The sequence below is a fragment of the Desulfobotulus sp. genome, assembly GCF_034006065.1.
Taxonomy (GTDB): domain Bacteria; phylum Desulfobacterota; class Desulfobacteria; order Desulfobacterales; family ASO4-4; genus Desulfobotulus.
The window spans coordinates 46,748-64,884 of sequence record NZ_JAVETM010000019.1; the positions used below are offsets into that span (position 1 = coordinate 46,748).

Annotated in this window: 17 protein-coding genes; 3 read left to right on the forward strand and 14 right to left on the reverse strand. The window is 56.0% G+C overall.

What is annotated here, in order from left to right; all coding sequences use genetic code 11:
- Positions 1-11: 11 nt before the first annotated feature.
- Both ccsB and RBR60_RS08865 read right to left on the reverse strand, forming a co-directional pair.
- On the reverse strand, positions 12-842 hold the full coding sequence (ccsB, locus tag RBR60_RS08860; RefSeq protein ID WP_320355850.1) for a c-type cytochrome biogenesis protein CcsB: 831 nt from the start codon (positions 840-842) through the stop codon (positions 12-14).
- Between the two features lie 24 nt (positions 843-866).
- Entirely contained in the window at positions 867-2,261 is a 1,395-nt protein-coding gene (locus tag RBR60_RS08865; protein WP_320355852.1) for a cytochrome c biogenesis protein ResB, read from the reverse strand.
- A gap of 493 nt (positions 2,262-2,754) precedes the next feature.
- Here RBR60_RS08865 and RBR60_RS08870 point away from each other — a divergent pair, with 493 nt between their 5' ends.
- From RBR60_RS08870 to RBR60_RS08880, 3 genes are all read left to right on the forward strand, one after another.
- Positions 2,755-3,690, forward strand: coding sequence for an ABC transporter ATP-binding protein (locus RBR60_RS08870; RefSeq protein ID WP_320355855.1), 936 nt, complete (start codon positions 2,755-2,757; stop codon positions 3,688-3,690).
- 69 nt (positions 3,691-3,759) lie between these two features.
- Positions 3,760-4,506, forward strand: coding sequence for an ABC transporter permease subunit (locus tag RBR60_RS08875; protein WP_320355856.1), 747 nt, complete (start codon positions 3,760-3,762; stop codon positions 4,504-4,506).
- Positions 4,507-4,548: 42 nt separating this feature from the next.
- A complete protein-coding gene (locus tag RBR60_RS08880) occupies positions 4,549-6,453 on the forward strand; it encodes a Gldg family protein (protein ID WP_320355858.1) in 1,905 nt (634 codons plus the stop codon).
- Between the two features lie 154 nt (positions 6,454-6,607).
- Here RBR60_RS08880 and RBR60_RS08885 read toward each other — a convergent pair whose 3' ends face one another.
- The 12 genes from RBR60_RS08885 to dnaE form a co-directional block, all read right to left on the reverse strand.
- Positions 6,608-6,802: a hypothetical protein gene (locus tag RBR60_RS08885; RefSeq protein ID WP_320355860.1), complete on the reverse strand. Its 195-nt coding sequence runs from the start codon at positions 6,800-6,802 to the stop codon at positions 6,608-6,610.
- 86 nt (positions 6,803-6,888) lie between these two features.
- A complete protein-coding gene (locus tag RBR60_RS08890; RefSeq protein WP_320355862.1) occupies positions 6,889-7,764 on the reverse strand; it encodes a DMT family transporter in 876 nt (291 codons plus the stop codon).
- Between the two features lie 123 nt (positions 7,765-7,887).
- Positions 7,888-8,247 carry a DsrE family protein gene (locus tag RBR60_RS08895; protein WP_320355864.1) on the reverse strand — a complete coding sequence of 120 codons (360 nt, stop codon included), beginning with the start codon at positions 8,245-8,247 and terminating at the stop codon, positions 7,888-7,890.
- A 44-nt stretch (positions 8,248-8,291) separates the two neighbouring features.
- A complete protein-coding gene (locus RBR60_RS08900; protein WP_320355866.1) occupies positions 8,292-9,020 on the reverse strand; it encodes a uracil-DNA glycosylase in 729 nt (242 codons plus the stop codon).
- A complete protein-coding gene (coaBC, locus tag RBR60_RS08905; RefSeq protein WP_320355868.1) occupies positions 9,013-10,230 on the reverse strand; it encodes a bifunctional phosphopantothenoylcysteine decarboxylase/phosphopantothenate--cysteine ligase CoaBC in 1,218 nt (405 codons plus the stop codon). The genes RBR60_RS08900 and coaBC overlap by 8 nt, the downstream gene beginning before the upstream one ends.
- A gap of 136 nt (positions 10,231-10,366) precedes the next feature.
- The gene (gene corA / locus RBR60_RS08910; RefSeq protein WP_320355871.1) at positions 10,367-11,425 is read right to left on the reverse strand and encodes a magnesium/cobalt transporter CorA; all 1,059 of its coding nucleotides are present in this window, start codon (positions 11,423-11,425) and stop codon (positions 10,367-10,369) included.
- A gap of 97 nt (positions 11,426-11,522) precedes the next feature.
- A complete protein-coding gene (locus RBR60_RS08915) occupies positions 11,523-11,855 on the reverse strand; it encodes a DMT family transporter (protein ID WP_320355873.1) in 333 nt (110 codons plus the stop codon).
- Positions 11,856-12,001: 146 nt separating this feature from the next.
- Positions 12,002-12,643, reverse strand: coding sequence for a dethiobiotin synthase (gene bioD / locus RBR60_RS08920; protein ID WP_320355875.1), 642 nt, complete (start codon positions 12,641-12,643; stop codon positions 12,002-12,004).
- Entirely contained in the window at positions 12,613-13,449 is an 837-nt protein-coding gene (locus tag RBR60_RS08925; protein WP_320355877.1) for a methyltransferase domain-containing protein, read from the reverse strand. The genes bioD and RBR60_RS08925 overlap by 31 nt, the downstream gene beginning before the upstream one ends.
- Positions 13,446-14,129 carry an alpha/beta hydrolase gene (locus RBR60_RS08930; RefSeq protein WP_320355879.1) on the reverse strand — a complete coding sequence of 228 codons (684 nt, stop codon included), beginning with the start codon at positions 14,127-14,129 and terminating at the stop codon, positions 13,446-13,448. The genes RBR60_RS08925 and RBR60_RS08930 overlap by 4 nt, the downstream gene beginning before the upstream one ends.
- A complete protein-coding gene (locus tag RBR60_RS08935; RefSeq protein ID WP_320355882.1) occupies positions 14,110-15,255 on the reverse strand; it encodes an aminotransferase class I/II-fold pyridoxal phosphate-dependent enzyme in 1,146 nt (381 codons plus the stop codon). The genes RBR60_RS08930 and RBR60_RS08935 overlap by 20 nt, the downstream gene beginning before the upstream one ends.
- Positions 15,248-18,137 (reverse strand): DNA polymerase III subunit alpha (gene dnaE / locus RBR60_RS08940; RefSeq protein ID WP_320355883.1); only part of this gene is annotated, 2,890 nt, incomplete at its 5' end. The genes dnaE and RBR60_RS08935, both read right to left, overlap by 8 nt.

Below are 18,137 nucleotides of genomic sequence, written 5' to 3' on the forward strand. Positions count from 1 at the left end.
CCTATCCCTTGTCAGAAACTTCCATAACTGTGCAGACCCGGAAGAAAATTAACGCCAAAATATGTAAACATCACGGCCATGAAACCCAGAATGGACAACCAGGCCACCCTGCGCCCCGTCCAGGCGCGCATGAGACGGGCATGGAGCAAAACCGCATAAACGATCCAGGTGATAAGGGACCAGGTCTCCTTGGGATCCCAGGACCAGTAACTGCCCCAGGCGGAGTTGGCCCAGACGGAACCTGTGATGATGCCCAGGGAAAGAAAAAGAAAGCCAAAAACAATCATGCGGTAGGTGAGGTCATCCAGTATGGCCGGATCCGGCAGACGGCTGAGCAGCCCATCTCCCTGGGCAGGCCTGATAAGATACATGACACTCGTGACAAAGGCCAGGGCAAAACCTGCGTACCCGAGAAAACAGGTCACCACATGGATGGTCAGCCAATTGCTTTTCAGGGCCGGAACCAGGGGGCGGATCTGATCTGTGACATTGGGAGACAAAGAGGCATAGGCAATGGCCAGAAAAACCAGAGGTCCAAAAAAGGCCCCCACTTCCCGGCGTCCGGTCCTCCACTCCACAAAAAGGTATAAAATGGCCATGGTCAGGGCAAAAAACACCAGGGACTCATACAGATTGGAAAGGGGAATCCGGCCAATGCCCATCTGATAGCTTTCCGCCCAGCGCAGGCAGAAACCCGCCGTGTTCCCCAGAATCCCCGCGATCCAGAGTGCTGTGGCGCTTTTACCCAGAACGGGTTTGTGAAACAGCCAGGCGGAAACATACAGCAGCGCGGCAGCGCCGTATACAAAGGTCACCACGGAAAGAATCCAGGAACTGTTCATCGGCTTTCCTTCAAAAAAGAGAGGTTAGGGTTGCAGGCCTTGGAAACCCAGCTTTTCAGCGATGGTCGCAAGTTTTCTGTCAAGATCCGGCCGATTTCGGTTGGCAGTGCCGCTTAAGGTATACCGCACTCCTCCGTTTTCGGCTTCCATCAGGATAAAAATCTGGCGATGGGACATGAAAAAGGCCGCCCAGCACCCCGCAAGCATGAGGATGAAGCCCAGATAGACAAGGCCTACACCAGGATCCCGACTTACCTGCAGTCCTGTGAAATAAACCGGCTCAAAATCCTCCACTTCAAGGGCAAAACCCCTTTCCCCCATGCGCATGCGATCAAAGCCCGGATGACGCCTTGGCAGCACCAGGGTTTCCCTCCCGCCCTCGGCATTTTCATAAAAGCCAAGGAAAGTGGGCCCGAGATTGTGCCCCCGGAGACGGAAGTTGTCCATGAAATTCATCAGCACGATATGGCCCCCCCCTGCAGGGACGGCAAGGGGCATCCCCACTTCTGCTGTCAGAAAAATCGGGTCCCCGGCCTCGGGAATCAGCTTCAGGGAAACGGCCCGGGCCGCAGCGGTCCCATAGCTCGACTGATACATGCGAACACCCTTATAGGTCAGAGGATGGTTGACCCGGATATCCTCGGTCATGATTTTCTCCCCCTCCTGGCCCAGCAGGGTCAGGGTGGAGCGATATTCCCTGGGGGTACCGTCGGGATAAAAACGTACGGAAAAGGCATCACAGCGGATGGAAAATCCCACATCCTTGGTACCTCCGCTCCCCCGGAGCCGGATCTCATGGGCGGTCTCCCCTTCCGGAATATTCACAAATCCCGAAAAACCAAACAAGGACCCCACAAGCCCCCCCGCAAGGAGCAGCAGCACGCTGAGATGTACCCCATAAACCCCAAGTCGGCTCCAGCGTCCGGATTCCGCATGGACCAGGCGCTCCCCGCTGCCATGGATCTGGGCGTTTATGCGCACACCCCAGCCTGAGAGAACACGCCTTGCCCGCTTCTCCGCCATATCAAGACTTTCCTCTGCATAAAAACTCCGGGCATTGGACAAGCCCCGCACCCGCTCAGGGAAAGGAGGTTTCGGTTTTCTCCAGACCAGGCGCCATACCCCGGGAAGCCTTTCAATGGTGCAGACCGTAAGATTCACCGCCAAAAGCACCAAAAGGAGCTGAAACCACCAGGAACGATACATGTCATGCAAGGAAAGCTGCGCCATCACCTGACCCCAGATTCCTTCCCCAGCCGGACGCAGCATACCTGGTTTCTGGGGAATCAGAGTTCCCACCACCGAGGTTGCAGCAAGGAGCAAAAGCACCACAACGGAAAGCCGTACGGATGCAAAAAAGAGCCAGACCTCTCGGATGCTCCCCCCATGTTTCTTCTCTGTCGCCCTGTTTTCTTGCATTCGGATCTGTCCTTCATCTTCCGGATGATTGCCGGTATTGTTTTTTTGCATCCTGCGCGGGCAGGAAAACGGTTGGAGTGAGGTGCCAGAAGCCTTGCCCTGTACCCCTGCCCTTTGCCGGACAAAAGGCCCTATTTTCCTAACAGAAGCCTTGATCTTAGGCAAGTCATGCTCTCAAAGCCCCAGGCCCCCTCTGCCCCCCATATCCTGCTCCATTTGACAAAACCTGCGCCTGCCCTTAATTTTTCCCGAATCATGCACAAGGGCATGGATATCGCATTTACATTTTTTTACAAAGTTATCCGGAATTTTTTCTCTTCCGTATGCCCCGCCGCGTCCTTTGCAGCCCTGTCCACAAGCGGCTTTCAGATCCCCCAAGTCCTGGGAAATCCACAAGCTGAAAAGCCCTGAAAACCGGGTTCTGCCTCAAGCCATGCGGGGGTCTGCCAGGGGAAAAAGTACCGGACAACCATCCGCGCAGGAGACGTATTCCATGATCGAAGTCAAAGGCCTGACCAAGCATTTCGGCGCCAAAAAAGCCGTGGATGCCATCTCTTTTTCTGTGGAAAAGGGAGAAATCCTGGGCTTTCTCGGCCCCAATGGCGCAGGGAAATCCACAACCATGCGCATGATCACCGGCTATATTCCCCCCACTTCCGGCACCGCGTTGATCGGAGGTTCGGACATCCGCCAGGATCCCATACGAGCAAGGCAGAAACTTGGCTATCTTTCCGAGACAGCCCCCGTTTACCCGGATATGACGGTCCGGGAATTTCTTCTGTTCTGCGCAGAAGTCCGCGGTTTTTCAGGAAAAAATAGAAACCAGGCCGTGGAGGCCTCCATGGAGCGCTGCTTTCTCAAAGGCGTGGGCCATGAGCCCATCCACACCCTTTCCAAGGGGTATCGCCAGAGGGTCAGTTTCGCCCAGAGCATTCTCCACGATCCTGCCTATCTCATCCTCGACGAGCCCACGGATGGCCTGGATCCCAACCAGAAGCATGAGGTGCGTCAGATGATCCAGGCCATGGGCGAAGCCAAGGCCATTCTCATATCAACGCATATTCTTGATGAGGTGGAAGCCCTCTGCCCCAGGGTTCTCATCATTGCGGAAGGCCGCATCGTCGCCGATGACAGCCCTGAAAATCTGCGTCGCCGCGATCCGGACCACGGGGCCTGCACCCTTCTTCTCAGGACTCCTGCTCCTGCGGATTTTGCGGCAAGGCTGAGCGCTCTGGGCGAAATACAGCCCGTATCCTCGGATCCCTCAGGCTCCCAGGCCCTTCGCTTTCATATCCGGCCCCGGAATCCAAGCGCCAATCCTTCGGCATCCATTGAAGCCCTGTGCCGGGAAATGGGCCTTGGCATCGCAGAGCTCTTCATTTCCCCTGGCAGGCTGGATACGGTATTCCGGATGCTCACCCTTCCCTGAGCTTTCCTGGATCAGGCCCGCATCCCCCAATTTTTCAAAGAATCTGATTTCCCACATGAAGGAGACATCATGCCCTTACCATCCATCCACTCCATCCGGGCCGTATGCAAGCGGGAGCTTGCCCATTATTTCACAACGCCCATCGCCTATGTCTTTCTTGTTATCTTTCTTCTGCTTCAGGCTTTTTTCACCTTTTACGTCAGTCGTCTCTTTGAGTCTGGCCAGGCCGATCTCAGACCTTTTTTCGACTGGCATCCCTGGATTTTTCTCTTTCTCATACCCGCTGTATCCATGCGGCTCTGGAGCGATGAGCGCAGGCAGGGAACTCTGGAGCTTCTCCTCACCCTGCCCCTCAGTCTCAGCGAAATCATCATCGCAAAATTCCTTGCGGCCTGGGCCTTCATCGGGCTTGCTCTTTTTCTCACCTTCCCTGTGGTGCTCACCGTTCTTTACCTCGGAAACCCGGATCTTGGGGCCATCTTCTGCGCCTATCTCGGAAGTTTTTTCATGGCCGGTGCCTTTCTCAGCATGGGAATCTTCACCTCCGCCCTCACCCGCAGTCAGGTGATCAGCTTTGTCTTAAGCCTCACCCTCTGCCTCGTCTTTGTCCTTGCGGGCTATCCTCCGGTGCTGGACATGCTGGGAGCCAACGCCCCCAGGGCTCTGGCCGCCTTTATTGCGGACTTAAGCCTTCTGTCCCGTTTCAACACCTTTGCCCGGGGAATTTTTGATCTCAGGGATCTTGTCTATTATCTTTCCTTTATGGTTTTCATGCTTGCAGCCAATGGCCTTGTTCTGACAAACCGCAGATCCTGATGGCCCATGCGCCCCACTTTTCACATCGTGACGGAGTCGACCATGCCAGACACACATAAAAAACTTTCCGGAAAAACCCTGGGCTTCAGCCTCACCGGCCTTGGCCTTCTTCTTTTTGTCCTGGTTCTCATCAACCTTTCATTCTCCGGTCTGCGCCTGCGATGGGACGCCACGGAAGATAAGATCCACTCCCTTTCGCCAGGAACAAAAAACATCCTCGCTTCCTTTGAAGAAACCATCACCCTGAAATACTATTTCAGCGATGATCCCATCCAGATGCCGCCCCACATACGAGCCTATGGACGCAGGGTGGGCGATCTTCTCCGGGAATATGAGACCCTGAGTAAGGGCCGCATCCGCCTTGAAATTCTCCATCCTGAGATGGATTCCGAAGAAGAGGACTGGGCAAAAGCCTACGGCGTCCAGGCCCTGCCTACGGCCACAGGCGAAAATCTTTTCCTGGGTCTTGTGGCCCTTTCCCAGGACAAAGAAGAGGTTCTGCCCTTTCTCGATCCTGCCAAGGAAACCAGTCTTGAATATGACATCACCCGCACCCTCGCCCAACTGGCCCGCTCCAGGGAGCGTCACATCGGCATTGTATCCGGACTTGACGTTCTGGGCCGCAGCCCCATGCCCGGCATGGGCGGCGGAGGCCCCTGGTTTTTTGTGAAAGAACTGGAAAAATTCGCCACCCTCCATCCCATAGACGCCCAGACCAGGGACCTGCCCCCAAACCTGGATCTCCTTATGCTCATCCAGCCAGGGCAGCTTTCCCCGGATCTCCTTTTTGCCATTGACACCTTTGTCACATCCGGCGGCAATCTCCTCATCTTCAGTGACCCTGCGGCCATCAGCGACCCCATGGCCCTCTATGGCGCTCCGGAAAATCCTCTCAACCCCCTGTTTTCCGCCTGGGGCATTGAAGTCTCAGATACGGTTGTGGTGGATTTTCATGCCGCAACCCGACTCATGGGGCAGAACAACCAGGTGGAAAACAATCCTTCTTGGCTCAGTCTGGATGCCGACGCCATCCGTTCGGACCACCTCATCACCGCAGGACTCAGCTCCCTCCTTCTGCCCATGGCCGGATCCGTGCACATCACCGAATCCTCGCCCCTTGAGGCCAGGGTTCTCCTTTCCTCTTCTCCCAATGCCGCCCCCATGGATCCTGCCCTTGTCCGCATGGGGATAGAAAGCCTGAGGCGCAATTTTCAGGCCACAGGCCAAAGCTATGTCATGGCTGTGCACCTCACAGGGCCGTTTCCTGTGGCCTTTCCCGATGGCCCTCCGGAAAGCCCTCTGCCCATGGAAGAGGACCTGGGGGATCCGGAAAATCAGAAAAAAAATCCTCCAGCCCCATCCCCCGCTTCCCAGGAAGCCCGGATTCTCAAGCCCGCGAGCCTTGTTCTCATTACGGATGCGGATCTTCTCTTTGACGCCTATTACATGAGCCGACAGAATTTCTTAGGCTTTGAAATGGCAAGAATTTTCAACGACAACCTCAATTTTGTCCTCAACAGCGTGGAGATGCTCAGCGGCAGCCCGGAACTGATTCATATCCGGACCCGGGATGTCATGGACCGCCCCTTCTCCCGGGTCCGGGATCTGGAGCGTCAGGCCGAAACCCGCTGGCTGGCCCAGGAGCAGGCCCTGCTGCGCAAGGCGGAGGAAGCCAGCGCCAGAATTCAGGCCTTAGAGCGTCAGAAGCAAGGGGCGGAAACCCTGGTACTCACCGAAGCCCAGGAAACCGAACTTCGCAGATTCAACGAGGAAAAAATCCGGATCAACAAGGAACTCAAACAGGTCCGCAGAAACCTGCGGGCTGATATCGACGCCCTGGGAGTAAGGATGAAAATCCTCAACCTTCTGGCCATGCCCCTTCTTGTCATTCTCCTGGGACTCTTCGTTGCTTACAAGAGACGTAAGAAAACCCGCCATCCCCTTTAAAAATCCCTTTCGGCTTCAAAGGCTGCTCTGAAAATCAAAGGCCCTTTTTCCCTGTCACTCCGGGGAAAAGGGCCTTTTTCTCATGGGATCGGGCATGCGTCCATCCGCCCATGGCACCTTAGGACGGACGCGCCTCGCCCATCCCATTTTCTGCTCATTTTTCCTTCTTTTTGCGCGCCCTTTCCTCAAGCCATGCGGCCTGGCGCTTCTGGTATTCTTCTTCGGACTCCATCCATCCGCTGCCTTCAGGATTTTTCTCCTCTTCGGCCACCACCACACGGCGCACACAGGGCAGTTTCTGCACAATCTTTAAAAAGGCTTCCTTTTCAAATTCTTTTTTCTCTTCCATTGCGTTCTCTCCTTTTTCGCCTTCTTTGGAAAACACAGGGCCTTGGCTTTTCACCCTGCCTTTTGGCCCCTCCTGCGGAAAAAGGCTCAGCTGCGCTGAAGAAAAAAAGTGCAGAGGGTGGCCACCAGCACACCCGGCAGCACATTCATGGAAAAGGAGTGCCCCAGCATCAGGCCGATGGCCAGTGCAAAGACAGGGGTCAGGTACACATAGCCCATAACCTTGCCCACCTCCATACGCAAGCTGGCATACTGCACGATAAAAAAAGTAAGGATGGTCGTGCATACCACAAGGTACAAAAGCCCCCAGACAAGGGGAGGCGGCCAATGGGTGAAATCCGTGGATCCCAGCTCTTTCCAGGAAAGGAGAAAAAGGAGAAAGGATCCTGCCGCAAGGGTTCGGAAGGTCATGACCGCCGTAGGTTCTCCGCGGCTGAGTTTTTTGGACAGGGGAGAAAAAAGCCCCATCAGAGCGCAGCCTGCCATGAACACAAAATCCCAAGGGTTCAGGGAAAGGGCCAGAAGCCTGTCGGAAGAGCCGCCCGCAATCACCCAGAGTGCGCCCAGCATGGCCAGAACCAGCCAGCCCACCCGACCTGCGGAAGGTTTTTCCCCCAGAAAAAAAAGCCCGAACAGGGTGCTGTACAAAGGCGTCAGGGTATAGATCATGGACGTATTCAGGGCAGAGGTATGGCGCAGGGAAGCAAACAGGGCCCAGAAATATCCCACAAGGGTAGCGCTGATCACAAGGTAACGCAGCATATCCCGCCAAGACGGCGGGTGCAGGCCATAGCGGAGCCCCACATAGCATCCGAACAAAAGGGTCGCCAGCATAAACCGCACAAAGGTAAGCACAAGGGGCGGCATATACATCGTAATCCGGTGTCCCACATGGAAAGAACCCGCAACGAGCAGGGCATAAAATCCCATGAGCAGATGAGGCAGTAAAATCGTTTTTTTCATCACGCACATTCAAAAAAAGACAACAGGCACCCCCCAGAGGTCATGGGAAAAATTCTTCTCCCACAGCCCCTCTCATCCCAATCTTAAAAAATACCAGATTCCATGCCCGAAGCGCCCAGCTTTTTAAAGGCTGATCACAGCACTTTCGCAGGAAAGGTGGATGAGCTCCACAGCGGTTCCGAACCGGGCTCCTTCAATGAGTTCGTCTTCTGTGATCCGGCGGGCTTTGGCACAGGGCGTGCAAGCCAGGATGGGCACTTCAAAGGCCTGAAGATGAGCAATCAGATCTGGGGCAATGTCACCAGTGGCAGCCCGAAGATTATCCGCAAGGCCTTCTTTGGCAAGGAATACGGCGTCGTCCAGCAGAAAAACCGTCACATCCTTGCCCTCTTTCTGGGCCACAGTGGCCAGGTGCAGGCCCCTTGTCGCCCGGTTGGGGTTATCCAGGCCACAGGAAATCACAATGAGAACCTTCTGCAACATGCAACACCTCCTTATGTCAATGAAAAACCCGAGAAGACAGGCACTCAGGCCAGCCCCAGGACATGCATGATCTTCTGAACATCTTCCCAGGTCTCCCGCTTCAGACCCGGATGAGCCAGCATCTCCGCCGGATGGTGGGTAATCATCAGCGGCAGGGAGGCAAAGGACATGGTACGCCCCCGAAGCTCGGCAAGGCAAGCCTTCTCACCGGAAAGAAGCTGCCCGGCCTTTTCGCCCAGAGCGCAGATCACCTCTGGTTTCAGCAGGCGGATACAGTCTTCCAGGTAAGACTTGCAGGGAAGGGAGGCAAAGGGCCGGACATCCTGCCCCGGATGGGGACGGCACATCCGGGTATGGGTCACATAGACTGCATCCGGACTGAGTTTCATGGCCCCAATGATCTTCCAGAGCAAAGCCCCGGCCTCTCCGCCCATGGCGCTGCCCTCACGCAGGGCGACCCGATCCGGCATCTCATCCACAAAAAGAATGCGGACCTTTCCTGGCGGCGGATGCAAAAGCTTACCCCGCACGGCAGGAGGCAGCCCGCAATGAGCACAGGAGGCCACCTTGCTGGCCAGCTCAGCAAAGTGCCTGGGACGTCCGCCTCTGCCCCAGCGGCCAAGGGTTTCAAGGGCATCGGGTGAGGCGGCCACGCCGTCAAGGCCCAGGGATTTCAGATCCTCCAGGCAGATCCGGAGATTGTCCAGGCCTGCAGACAAAAGAATTTTCAAGGCTCTTCGGGTTTCCGGGTTCATGGGATGCGGATCATGCATCCAAGCCCCCCCGGCATCGCCTGCGCGCACAGATGGCATCCAGCAGCAGATCCGCCACCCTTTCCTTGGGCAGGGCCTCCAGGGCCTCTTCACTGCCGTCAGGGTAAAAAAAGGTCACGGTGTTGAGATCGGATCCAAAGGCCGAATCCGGGCCTGACACAAGGTTGCCCACAATCATGTCCAGATTCTTCCTTGCGATCTTGTCTTTGGCATAGGCGGCAAGATCCCTCGTTTCCGCCGCAAAACCCACCAGAAACTGGTGACTCTTCTTAGCACCCAGGGTCGCGAGGATGTCGGGGTTCTTCTCCAGCACAATGACAGGCGCGCCCTCGGTTTTCTTGATCTTGTGATCCGCAGCATTCTGGACGCAGAAATCCGCCACAGCCGCCACCTTGATAATGATGTCCGCCCTTTCCATGCGATTTTCCATGACAGCAAGCATTTCCCTTGCGGATTTCACGGAAATTCTTTCCACTCCCACGGGAAAGGGCAGGCTCACAGGTCCTGTCACAAGGGCCACGTCTGCACCACGGTATTCCGCAGCCCTGGCAATGGCGTATCCCATCTTGCCCGAAGAATGATTGGATATATAACGGACCGGATCAATGGCTTCCTGGGTAGGCCCTGCAGTCATGAGGATGCGAACGCCTTTCAAATCCTTAGGCACCAGCAGCTTCACCAGACGATCTGCGATGAAGGCGGGATCCGGAAGACGGCCCGGCCCAGTCACGCCACAGGCCAGATCCCCACTGTCCGGCTCCAGCACGGTCATGCCTGAAGCTTCCAGAAGATCCAGATTGCGCTGCACAGGACGGGATTCGTACATGTGGGTATTCATCGCCGGACAGATCAGAACAGGGGCCCGAACGGCCAGCATCAGGGTGGAGAGGGCGTCATCGGCAAAGCCATGGGCCAGTTTGGCCACACAATTGGCCGTTGCAGGCGCAATGACCACGGCATCGGCCCAATCCGCCCATGCAATGTGACGAATCCCCCCCTCGGGGTCTTCTTCCAGCACATCCAGGTACACGGCATGGCCGGAGATGGCTCGGAAGGTCAGGGGGCCCACAAAGGCTGTGGCGTTTTTCGTCATCACCACCCGGACCTCCGCCCCTGCCTTCTGCAGAAGCCTCAACAGTTCCACAGCCTTGTATGCGGCAATGCCTCCTGTTACGCCCAGCAGGATTTTCTTGTTCTCAAGCGCGCCCATAAGGTCTCCATGGTAAAAAAGCGGTTCATCGCGTTTCTATGGGATGGGGCTTCATCTGTCAATGGCAGAAAAGGACGGGCAAATACCCCAGAGTGCCCATGGGCCAGGGGAAAAACCGAAGATGACCTTTGCCTGTTCACAGCCATTTTTTCTTTCTGAAATAAAGATAAAGCCCGCCCCCCACTCCCAGCATGAACAAAAGGGCCGCATAATAGCCCCAGGGCCAGGTAAGCTCCGGCATGTTCTCAAAATTCATCCCGTACACCCCCGCAATAAAGGTAAGGGGCATGAAGATGGTGGCAAACAGGGTGAGCATTTTCATGATTTCATTCATGCGGTTGCTGGTGCTGGACAGATACAGATCCAGCATCCCTGTCAGAAGATCCCGCAGGGTTTCCACGGTGTCCAGCACATGGATGGCATGGTCGTGCACATCCCTTAAGTAAATCCGGGTATCCTGGGAAATGAGCGGACTTTCGTCCCGGATCAGGGTGCTGAGAAGCTCCCGCAGCGGCCACACCGCTTTGCGCAGCAGCAGCACCTCTCGCCTGAAATGATGAATTCTCGCCAGTGTTTCCGGCACAGGCTGTGAAATCAGCTCCTCCTCAAGCCTTTCCACCGCATCGCCCAGATGCTCCAGAAGGGAAAAATAATGGTCCACCACGGCATCCATCAGGGCATAGGCCAGATAATCCGCACCCATGAAGCGAATGCGGCGATGGGTCGCAAGGCGTTTGCGCACTTCCGCAAAGACCTCTTTATTTTCCTCCTGCAAGGAAACCACAAAATCCGGGCCAAGGATCAGGCTCAACTGCCTGCTTTCCACCTGCAGGGCCTGTGCATTGTAATCCAGCATGCGCAGGACAATATAAAGGTATTCCCCATAATCTTCCCACTTAGGCCGCTGATTTGTATTGAGAATATCTTCCAGAACCAGAGGATGCAGGGAAAAAATCTTACCGAGACTTTCCACCACAGCCACCTCATGGACCCCCTCCACACACACCCAGGCAACGGAGGCGGGCTCCTTTTTCCGGGCAAACGCAGCAAAGGCCTCTTCCCGCATGGTTTCCTTGCTGTATACAATGACACGGGCCTGCACCTTTTCGCCAGAAGCAAGATCGCCTTCATAGGAAAGGGTGCCTGGTGCGGCTCCCGCTTTTTTCTTCTTTTTTCTGATGATACGCTGGCCCATAACCTGGCTCCTGACTTTCAGCATCAAGGAAAAAATGGCAAAACACCCAGGCAACCACAAAGGAGCCCACCCTTCAGCCCATATGAGACAGGTCGCCTCAATGGGCTACGGATTTGGAAAACACATTCAGCACAAGAACCCCGCTGATAATCAGGGTGATCCCGATCACAGCAAAAAGATCCAGTTTCTGGCCAAAAACCAGCCATCCGATGAAAGAAATCAGCACAATCCCCACACCAGACCAGACAGCATAGGCGATCCCAATGGGAATGGTTCTCAGAGTCAGGGACAAAAAGTAAAAAGCCAGGCCATAGCCAAGGGCGACCACCATGACAGGCCAAAGCTTCGTGAATCCATCGCTCATTTTCAGCGCCGATGTGGCAATCACTTCCGCGATAATGGCAATAAAAAGAAAAAACCAGTTTTTCATCCCATCTCCATGGTGTTTACGCCCCTCCCCGGATTCAGCCCTCTGGACAGGGAAAAGCCTTATCCAGCACATCCTTTTCCAAAAAAACCCAAAACGAAAGTCCTGACCCCAAATTGCGCTGCCCACAAAAATGCTTCAGGATCTTTTTATACCATGCTCCCTTTTTGCACAAAACAGGTCTTGAACAGTTCTCTCATATCCCTATGAGCCGGATTTTCCACAAAAGGCACATGGGCCAGAAGGGGAATACCCGTAAAGCGGGGAAGGTCTTCAAGATTTTCCCGATGAAAAGGTCCCACGGCCACAAGACCGAATACGGGAATCCCCCGATGCTTCAGGGCCTCCACGCTGAGTCCTGTATGGTTTAAGGTGCCAAGGCCCGTGCGGCAGACTAAGAGTACGGGAAGATCCAGATGCTGCATGAGATCCCGCATATCAAGGCCCGGAGCAAGGGGCACCATGACCCCCCCTGCCCCCTCCACCACCAGGGGGCGTCCGCCCGTATCCGGCAGCACAAAATCTTCAGGCTTAAGAATGCAGCCTTCTTTTTCCGCCGCCCTCTGGGGAGAAAGGGGAGCTTTAAAACAGAAGGCTTCCGGAAAAAAATGTTCTCCGCCAAGACCCGTAAGACGCTGCACCGTATCCCGATCCCGGTCCGGCGGAAAACCCGTCTGCACCGGCTTCCAGTACATGGCCGAAAGCCCCGCTACGCAGAGGGCGGAAACAAAAGTTTTTCCCACATCCGTATCCGTGCCGCTCACAAAAAAACATCGGGGAAAGTCCGGCATAGAAGGCTTCCTTTTTCCTCTGGGTTTTCAGGTCTGAAAGCAAGAATGAAATGGGTACGGTAGGTCACAAAAACAGGACCACCCGCCGCCTTTTTTTTCCACGCGGCCATGAGGCGGGAAAGGGCCCTGGCATCCCTTTTTTCTTCGGAAAGGGATGTCCCTGCTCCAATGGCGGCCAGTGCTCTGAAAAAATATTTCGGCTCCGGATAGCTTTCCACCATGGAACCACTCTGAAGCACCACCCGGCATCCGAGGTTTTTCAGGGTTTCCGCCACAACGTACCCTTTGGGCAGAGGATTGGCGGAAAAGGACAGTTTTTCCTCTTCACACAGGGTCTTCCACTCGGAAAAAGAGCCCTCTCCCTGAAAGGAAAGGGCTAAAAGCCCGCCCGGAACCAGGGCCTTCGCAAAACGCCCAAGGCTTTCCCCAAGCTCTGAAAACCATTGCAGGGTAAAGGCGGAAACCAGCAGGGCAAAACGATTTTCTTCGTGAAGGGCTTCTCCGTCCATCACCGAAAAATCCATGGACACTCCCGGAAAAAGGGGGCGAAGACTCTCCTCACAGGCCGCCACCATGGCAGGGGCAAGGTCTGTGAAAAAAAGCTCCCGATCCCCAGAAAACCCCGCAAGACCCCGGCTGACAAAGCCCGTACCGCAACCGATTTCCAGAACAGGACCTTCGGGAAGACGCAGGCTTTGCGCTTTAAGATGTTCCAGGAGCATCATAGCCGCCCGGCGCTGCACCCTGGCATGGGCCTCGTAGCTCACAGCCTTTGCGGAAAAAGAGGCCGCCACCCGTTCTTTCACGCCGATCTCCCTTCCAGTATCCCCTTCAGAAGCCTTGCCAGCTCCTGGGCATGGGTGAGGGGCAGGCCATGATCCGCATTCTCCAGCACATGAAGACGGGCATGGGGAAGTTTTTCTTTCAGATCTTCCGCCCGGCTGAGATCCACCACCCGATCCAGGGTTCCATGCACAAGATGAATCTCTGGAATCTTCCCTACCCTGCCCAGATCCAGTCCTTCAGAGGCAAGCCGTGCGAGATCCCTTTGCAAAAGCTCCCCGTGGCAGACAGGGGAAGACCAGGGGCCTTCCTGACCACAGAGGCTCCGGAAAAGGGCCACCAGTTCTTGCGGGCTCTCCCGCAGTTTTTTATCCATCCGATGGAGGATGCGCTCCGAACGCCGCCTTTTTTTCGCATCCTGGGGCAAAAAAGTATCAAAACCCGAAACAAAAACCCCGAAATCCGCCCGTTCAAGCCAGACATCCGGAACCAGGTGCAGGCCAAAGGAATGGGTAAGAATCCCCACCCTTCCTTTTTTTTCAGAAGGAAAAAAGGGGCTTACCGGAGATCCGAAGTATCCCCTGTCAAAATGCATGAGGTCTGCGGATGGGGTCAGGAGATGAAAAAGCGGGCTCCAGAAGGCCAGGCTCTGGGCCCAGCCGTGGATTAGAAGAAGGGAGGATTCAGAAGGATGCAAAGGCATGGAGCAGCCCCTCCACATCTTCTTCGGTATGCAGAGAGGAAAGGGATAAACGGATGCGGCTTTCCCCTTCCGGCACCGTGGGCGGACGGATGGCAACCCCTAAAAACCCCTCCTTTTCAAGATGGGCCGAAAGGGCCAGGGCTTTTTTGGCATCCCCCACCAGCACCGGCACAATCTGGGTGCAGGAAGCTCCGGTGTCAAAACCCAAAGCCCGCAATCCCTGACGGAGCTGATGACCAAGGGCTGCGAGATGGCTCCTTTCCGCATCCATTTCCGCCATGCGGTCAAGGCCTGCGTCCATCATGCCCAGAAGAAAGGGAGGCAGGGCCGTTGAAAAAACAAAGCCGCCCATGTGGTTCAGAAGATAGTTTTTCAAAAGATCCGAGCCCGCCACATAGGCACCGAAGGCCCCTCCGCCCTTCCCAAAGGTGCCCACAACGGCGTGGGCCATGCCCCTTTTCACAAGCCCCATGCCTTTTTCTCCGAAAACGCCCGTGGCATGGGCCTCGTCCACCACAAAAAGAGCACCATACTCTTCGGCAAGGCGGCTTAAGGCTTCAAGATCCGGGATGTCCCCGTCCATGGAAAAAACGGATTCTGTAAGGATGCACCTTCTTCCCTCCACCGGCGCTTTCCTTAAGAGTTTTTCCAGGTGAGAAAGGTCGTTGTGACGGAAACGCAGCACCTTTGCACCGGAAAGCTTCGCTCCCTGCACAAGGCTGTTGTGGTTGAGCCGGTCGGCAAAAATCAAACTATGGCGGTCACAGAGGGCAGGAATCAGCCCGAGGTTTGCCTGATAACCGGAAGAGAGAATCAGGGCCGCTTCAAAGCCCTTCATCCGGGCGATCTTTTCCTCCACCGCCTCCATGCAAGCGAGGTTGCCGCAGACAAGGCGGGAGGCCGTGGCCCCCGCTCCAAAACGACGGGCAAAATCAAGGCCCCGCTCCACAAGGAGAGGATCTCTGGAAAGCCCCAGATAATCGTTGCCGGAAAGGTTGACCAGCACCCTTCCTCCCACCGCCACCCGGCCCCCGTCCAGAAGGGCCATGGGCCGAAGATGACGGCGGGTTCCCGCCTCCTCCCGCCGGGCCAAAGCTTTTTCCATAAAGGCCAGCAGCTCAGGCATGGGCGAAGCTCCCGTTGCCTTCCTTTTTCCGGTAGCCGTTCTTCCCGTTTCTGCCCTTGTCCTCCAGACGGGCCGAAGCACAGGCCGACCGCACCCCGTCAGGCCCCAGAATTTCACAAAGCTCGGCCATGAGTGCGGCTTCGGGATTCACCTTGAGAAGATCGGGCAGCTCGATATGGGTGTCGGTTTTCTCCGGAATCCGCACATGGAGAAGCACAGGGCAGGAACCGGGATGACGGCGCAGCACCTCCTGAAGTTTCAGGAGATCCTCACGCCTGTGGGTGTCCGTCCTTACCTTAAGATGCAGTTTTTCCGTCCAGACCTCGCCCGCCCGGTCAAGGTGCACGAGCTTTTCCGCCTTGACCTTGGCACCCGACTCCTCCACCTGGGCTTCGCCCTCCACAATCACGGGCGTGTCCGTCTCAAGGAGATCCGTCACCAGGGGGTAGAGAGAGGGAAAAATCACCACCTCCACAAGGCTTCCCGCCATGTCTTCAAGATTAATGAAGGCCATCTTGTCCCCCTTTTTGGTGGTGATGACCTTCACGTCATGGACACTGCCCCCAAGACGCACGGCAGCCCCGTTATTCTGTTCCTTAAGCCCCACGGCATCCACGGTGCCGTAACGGACAATGGCCGCCTCGTAGTTTTTCAGGGGATGGCCGGAAAGATAAAGCCCCAGATATTCCTTTTCAAGGAGAAGAAGATCCCGCTCCTGCCATTCGGGAATGTCGGGAAAGGAGGGCCGGGTAATCTGGGCCACGGCATCGTCCACCATGTCAAAAAGCCCCATCTGGGGATCCTTTTTGTCCCGCTGCACCCGCGCTCCGTGGTCCACCGCCTCGTCCAGAACCGCCATCATGCGGCTGCGTTCAACGCCTGTACTGTCGAAAGCTCCGCACTTGATCAGGGCTTCCAGCACCCGCTTGTTCACCTTGCGAAGATCAATGCGCTCACAGAAATCAAAGAGATTCTCATAAGGCCCCCCCGCCTCCCGCTCCGCGAGAATGGCCTCCACCGGGCCTTCCCCCACGGTTTTCACGGCCACAAGGCCAAAACGGATGGCCCCTTCCACCACGGTGAAGGCGAGTCCCGACGCATTGATGTCCGGCGGCAGCACGGCAATGTTGTGGCTGCGGCACTCCCCGATGAACTTCACCACCCCGTCCAGGGAATGCATTTCCGAGGTGAGCAGGGCCGCCATGAAAGCCAGGGGATAGTGGGTTTTTAAGTAGGCGGTCTGGTAGGCGATGAGGGCGTAGGCTGCGGAGTGGGACTTGTTAAAGCCATAGCCGCCAAACTTTTCCATGAGGTCAAAGATGAACCCCGCCTTTTCCAGATCCACCTGACTTTCCGCAGCCCCCTGCATGAAGCGCTCCCGCTGGGCCACCATCATCTCGGCAATCTTTTTCCCCATGGCCTTGCGCAGGCCGTCGGCTTCGGCCATGGAGTAGTTGGCAAGCACCCCTGCGATCTTCATGACCTGTTCCTGATAGAGAATGACACCGTAGGTGTCCTTCAGGATGGGTTCCAGCTGGGGCAAGGGGTAGGCAACCTCAGCACGGCCATGCTTGCGCTCCACAAAATCATCCACCATGCCGCTTTCGAGAGGGCCGGGACGGTAGAGGGCCACAAGGGCCGTGATGTCGCCGAAGGTGGAGGGCTGAAGCCGCACGAGAAGGTCCTTCATGCCCGAGCTTTCCAGCTGGAAAACCCCCGTGGTGTCGCCCCTGGACAAAAGCTCGTAGGTGGGCTTGTCTTCCAGGCTGATGGCATCAAGATCGGGAACCAGAAGGCCCTGACGCCGGATGAGATTCAAAGCCTCCTGAATCACCGTGAGGTTGCGCAGCCCCAGAAAATCAAACTTCACAAGCCCGATTTTCTCCACATACTGCATGTCGAACTGGGTCACCACTTCGCCCTTTTTACCGGCATAAAGGGGAAGGTAATCATCCAGCCGCCGATCCCCGATGACCACCCCCGCCGCATGGGTGGAGGCATGCCGGGGAAGCCCTTCCAGCTTCTTGGCAATCTCCAGAAGCTCTGCAATGTCGGAGCGCTCCTCCGCCCGCTTCAGGATCTCCGGCTCCTGCTCCAGGGCCTTGGCAAGGCTGATGTTCAGTACCTCAGGCACAAGCTTTGCGATCTCGTCCACATCTTTCAGGGGAATGCCCAGGGCCCGGCCCACGTCCCGGATCACGGCCCGGGTCTTCATCTTTCCGTAGGTGATGATCTGGGCCACATAGTCGCCGCCCCCGTATTTTTTCACCACATAGTCATAAACCTTTTCCCTGCCGTTGATGCAGAAGTCCACGTCAATATCCGGCATGGAAATACGGCTGGGATTGAGGAAACGCTCGAAGATGAGACCATGCTCGATGGGATCAAGATCCGTAATCCCCATGGCATAGGCCACCATGGAGCCTGCGGCCGACCCCCTCCCAGGCCCCACGGGAATGCCGTTTTCCTTGGAATAGCGGATGAAGTCCGCCACAATGAGAAAATAGCCGGGAAAACCCATGGTGTTGATGGTGTCAATCTCGTATTTGAGACGCTCCAGATAGGCCTTCTCATCCACATCAGGATTGCGTTTTCGGATGAGTGCCATGCGTTTTTCAAAGCCCCTGCGGGCCGTCTGGTCAAAAAGCTCTTCCGCAGTCCCCGTCTCTTCCGTTGGAAACTTTGGAAAATGGTAGGTCTTGAAATCAATGCTTACATCACAGCGGTTGGCAATCTCCACCGTATTGGCCAGGGCATCGGGATAATGCCCCAGCTCTTTTGCCATGGTCTCCCGGCTTTTAAAGTACAGGGCATCGGTGCCGAAACGGAAACGGTTGGGATCGTGGATGGTCTTTCCCGTCTGAATGCAGAGCAGAAGCTCA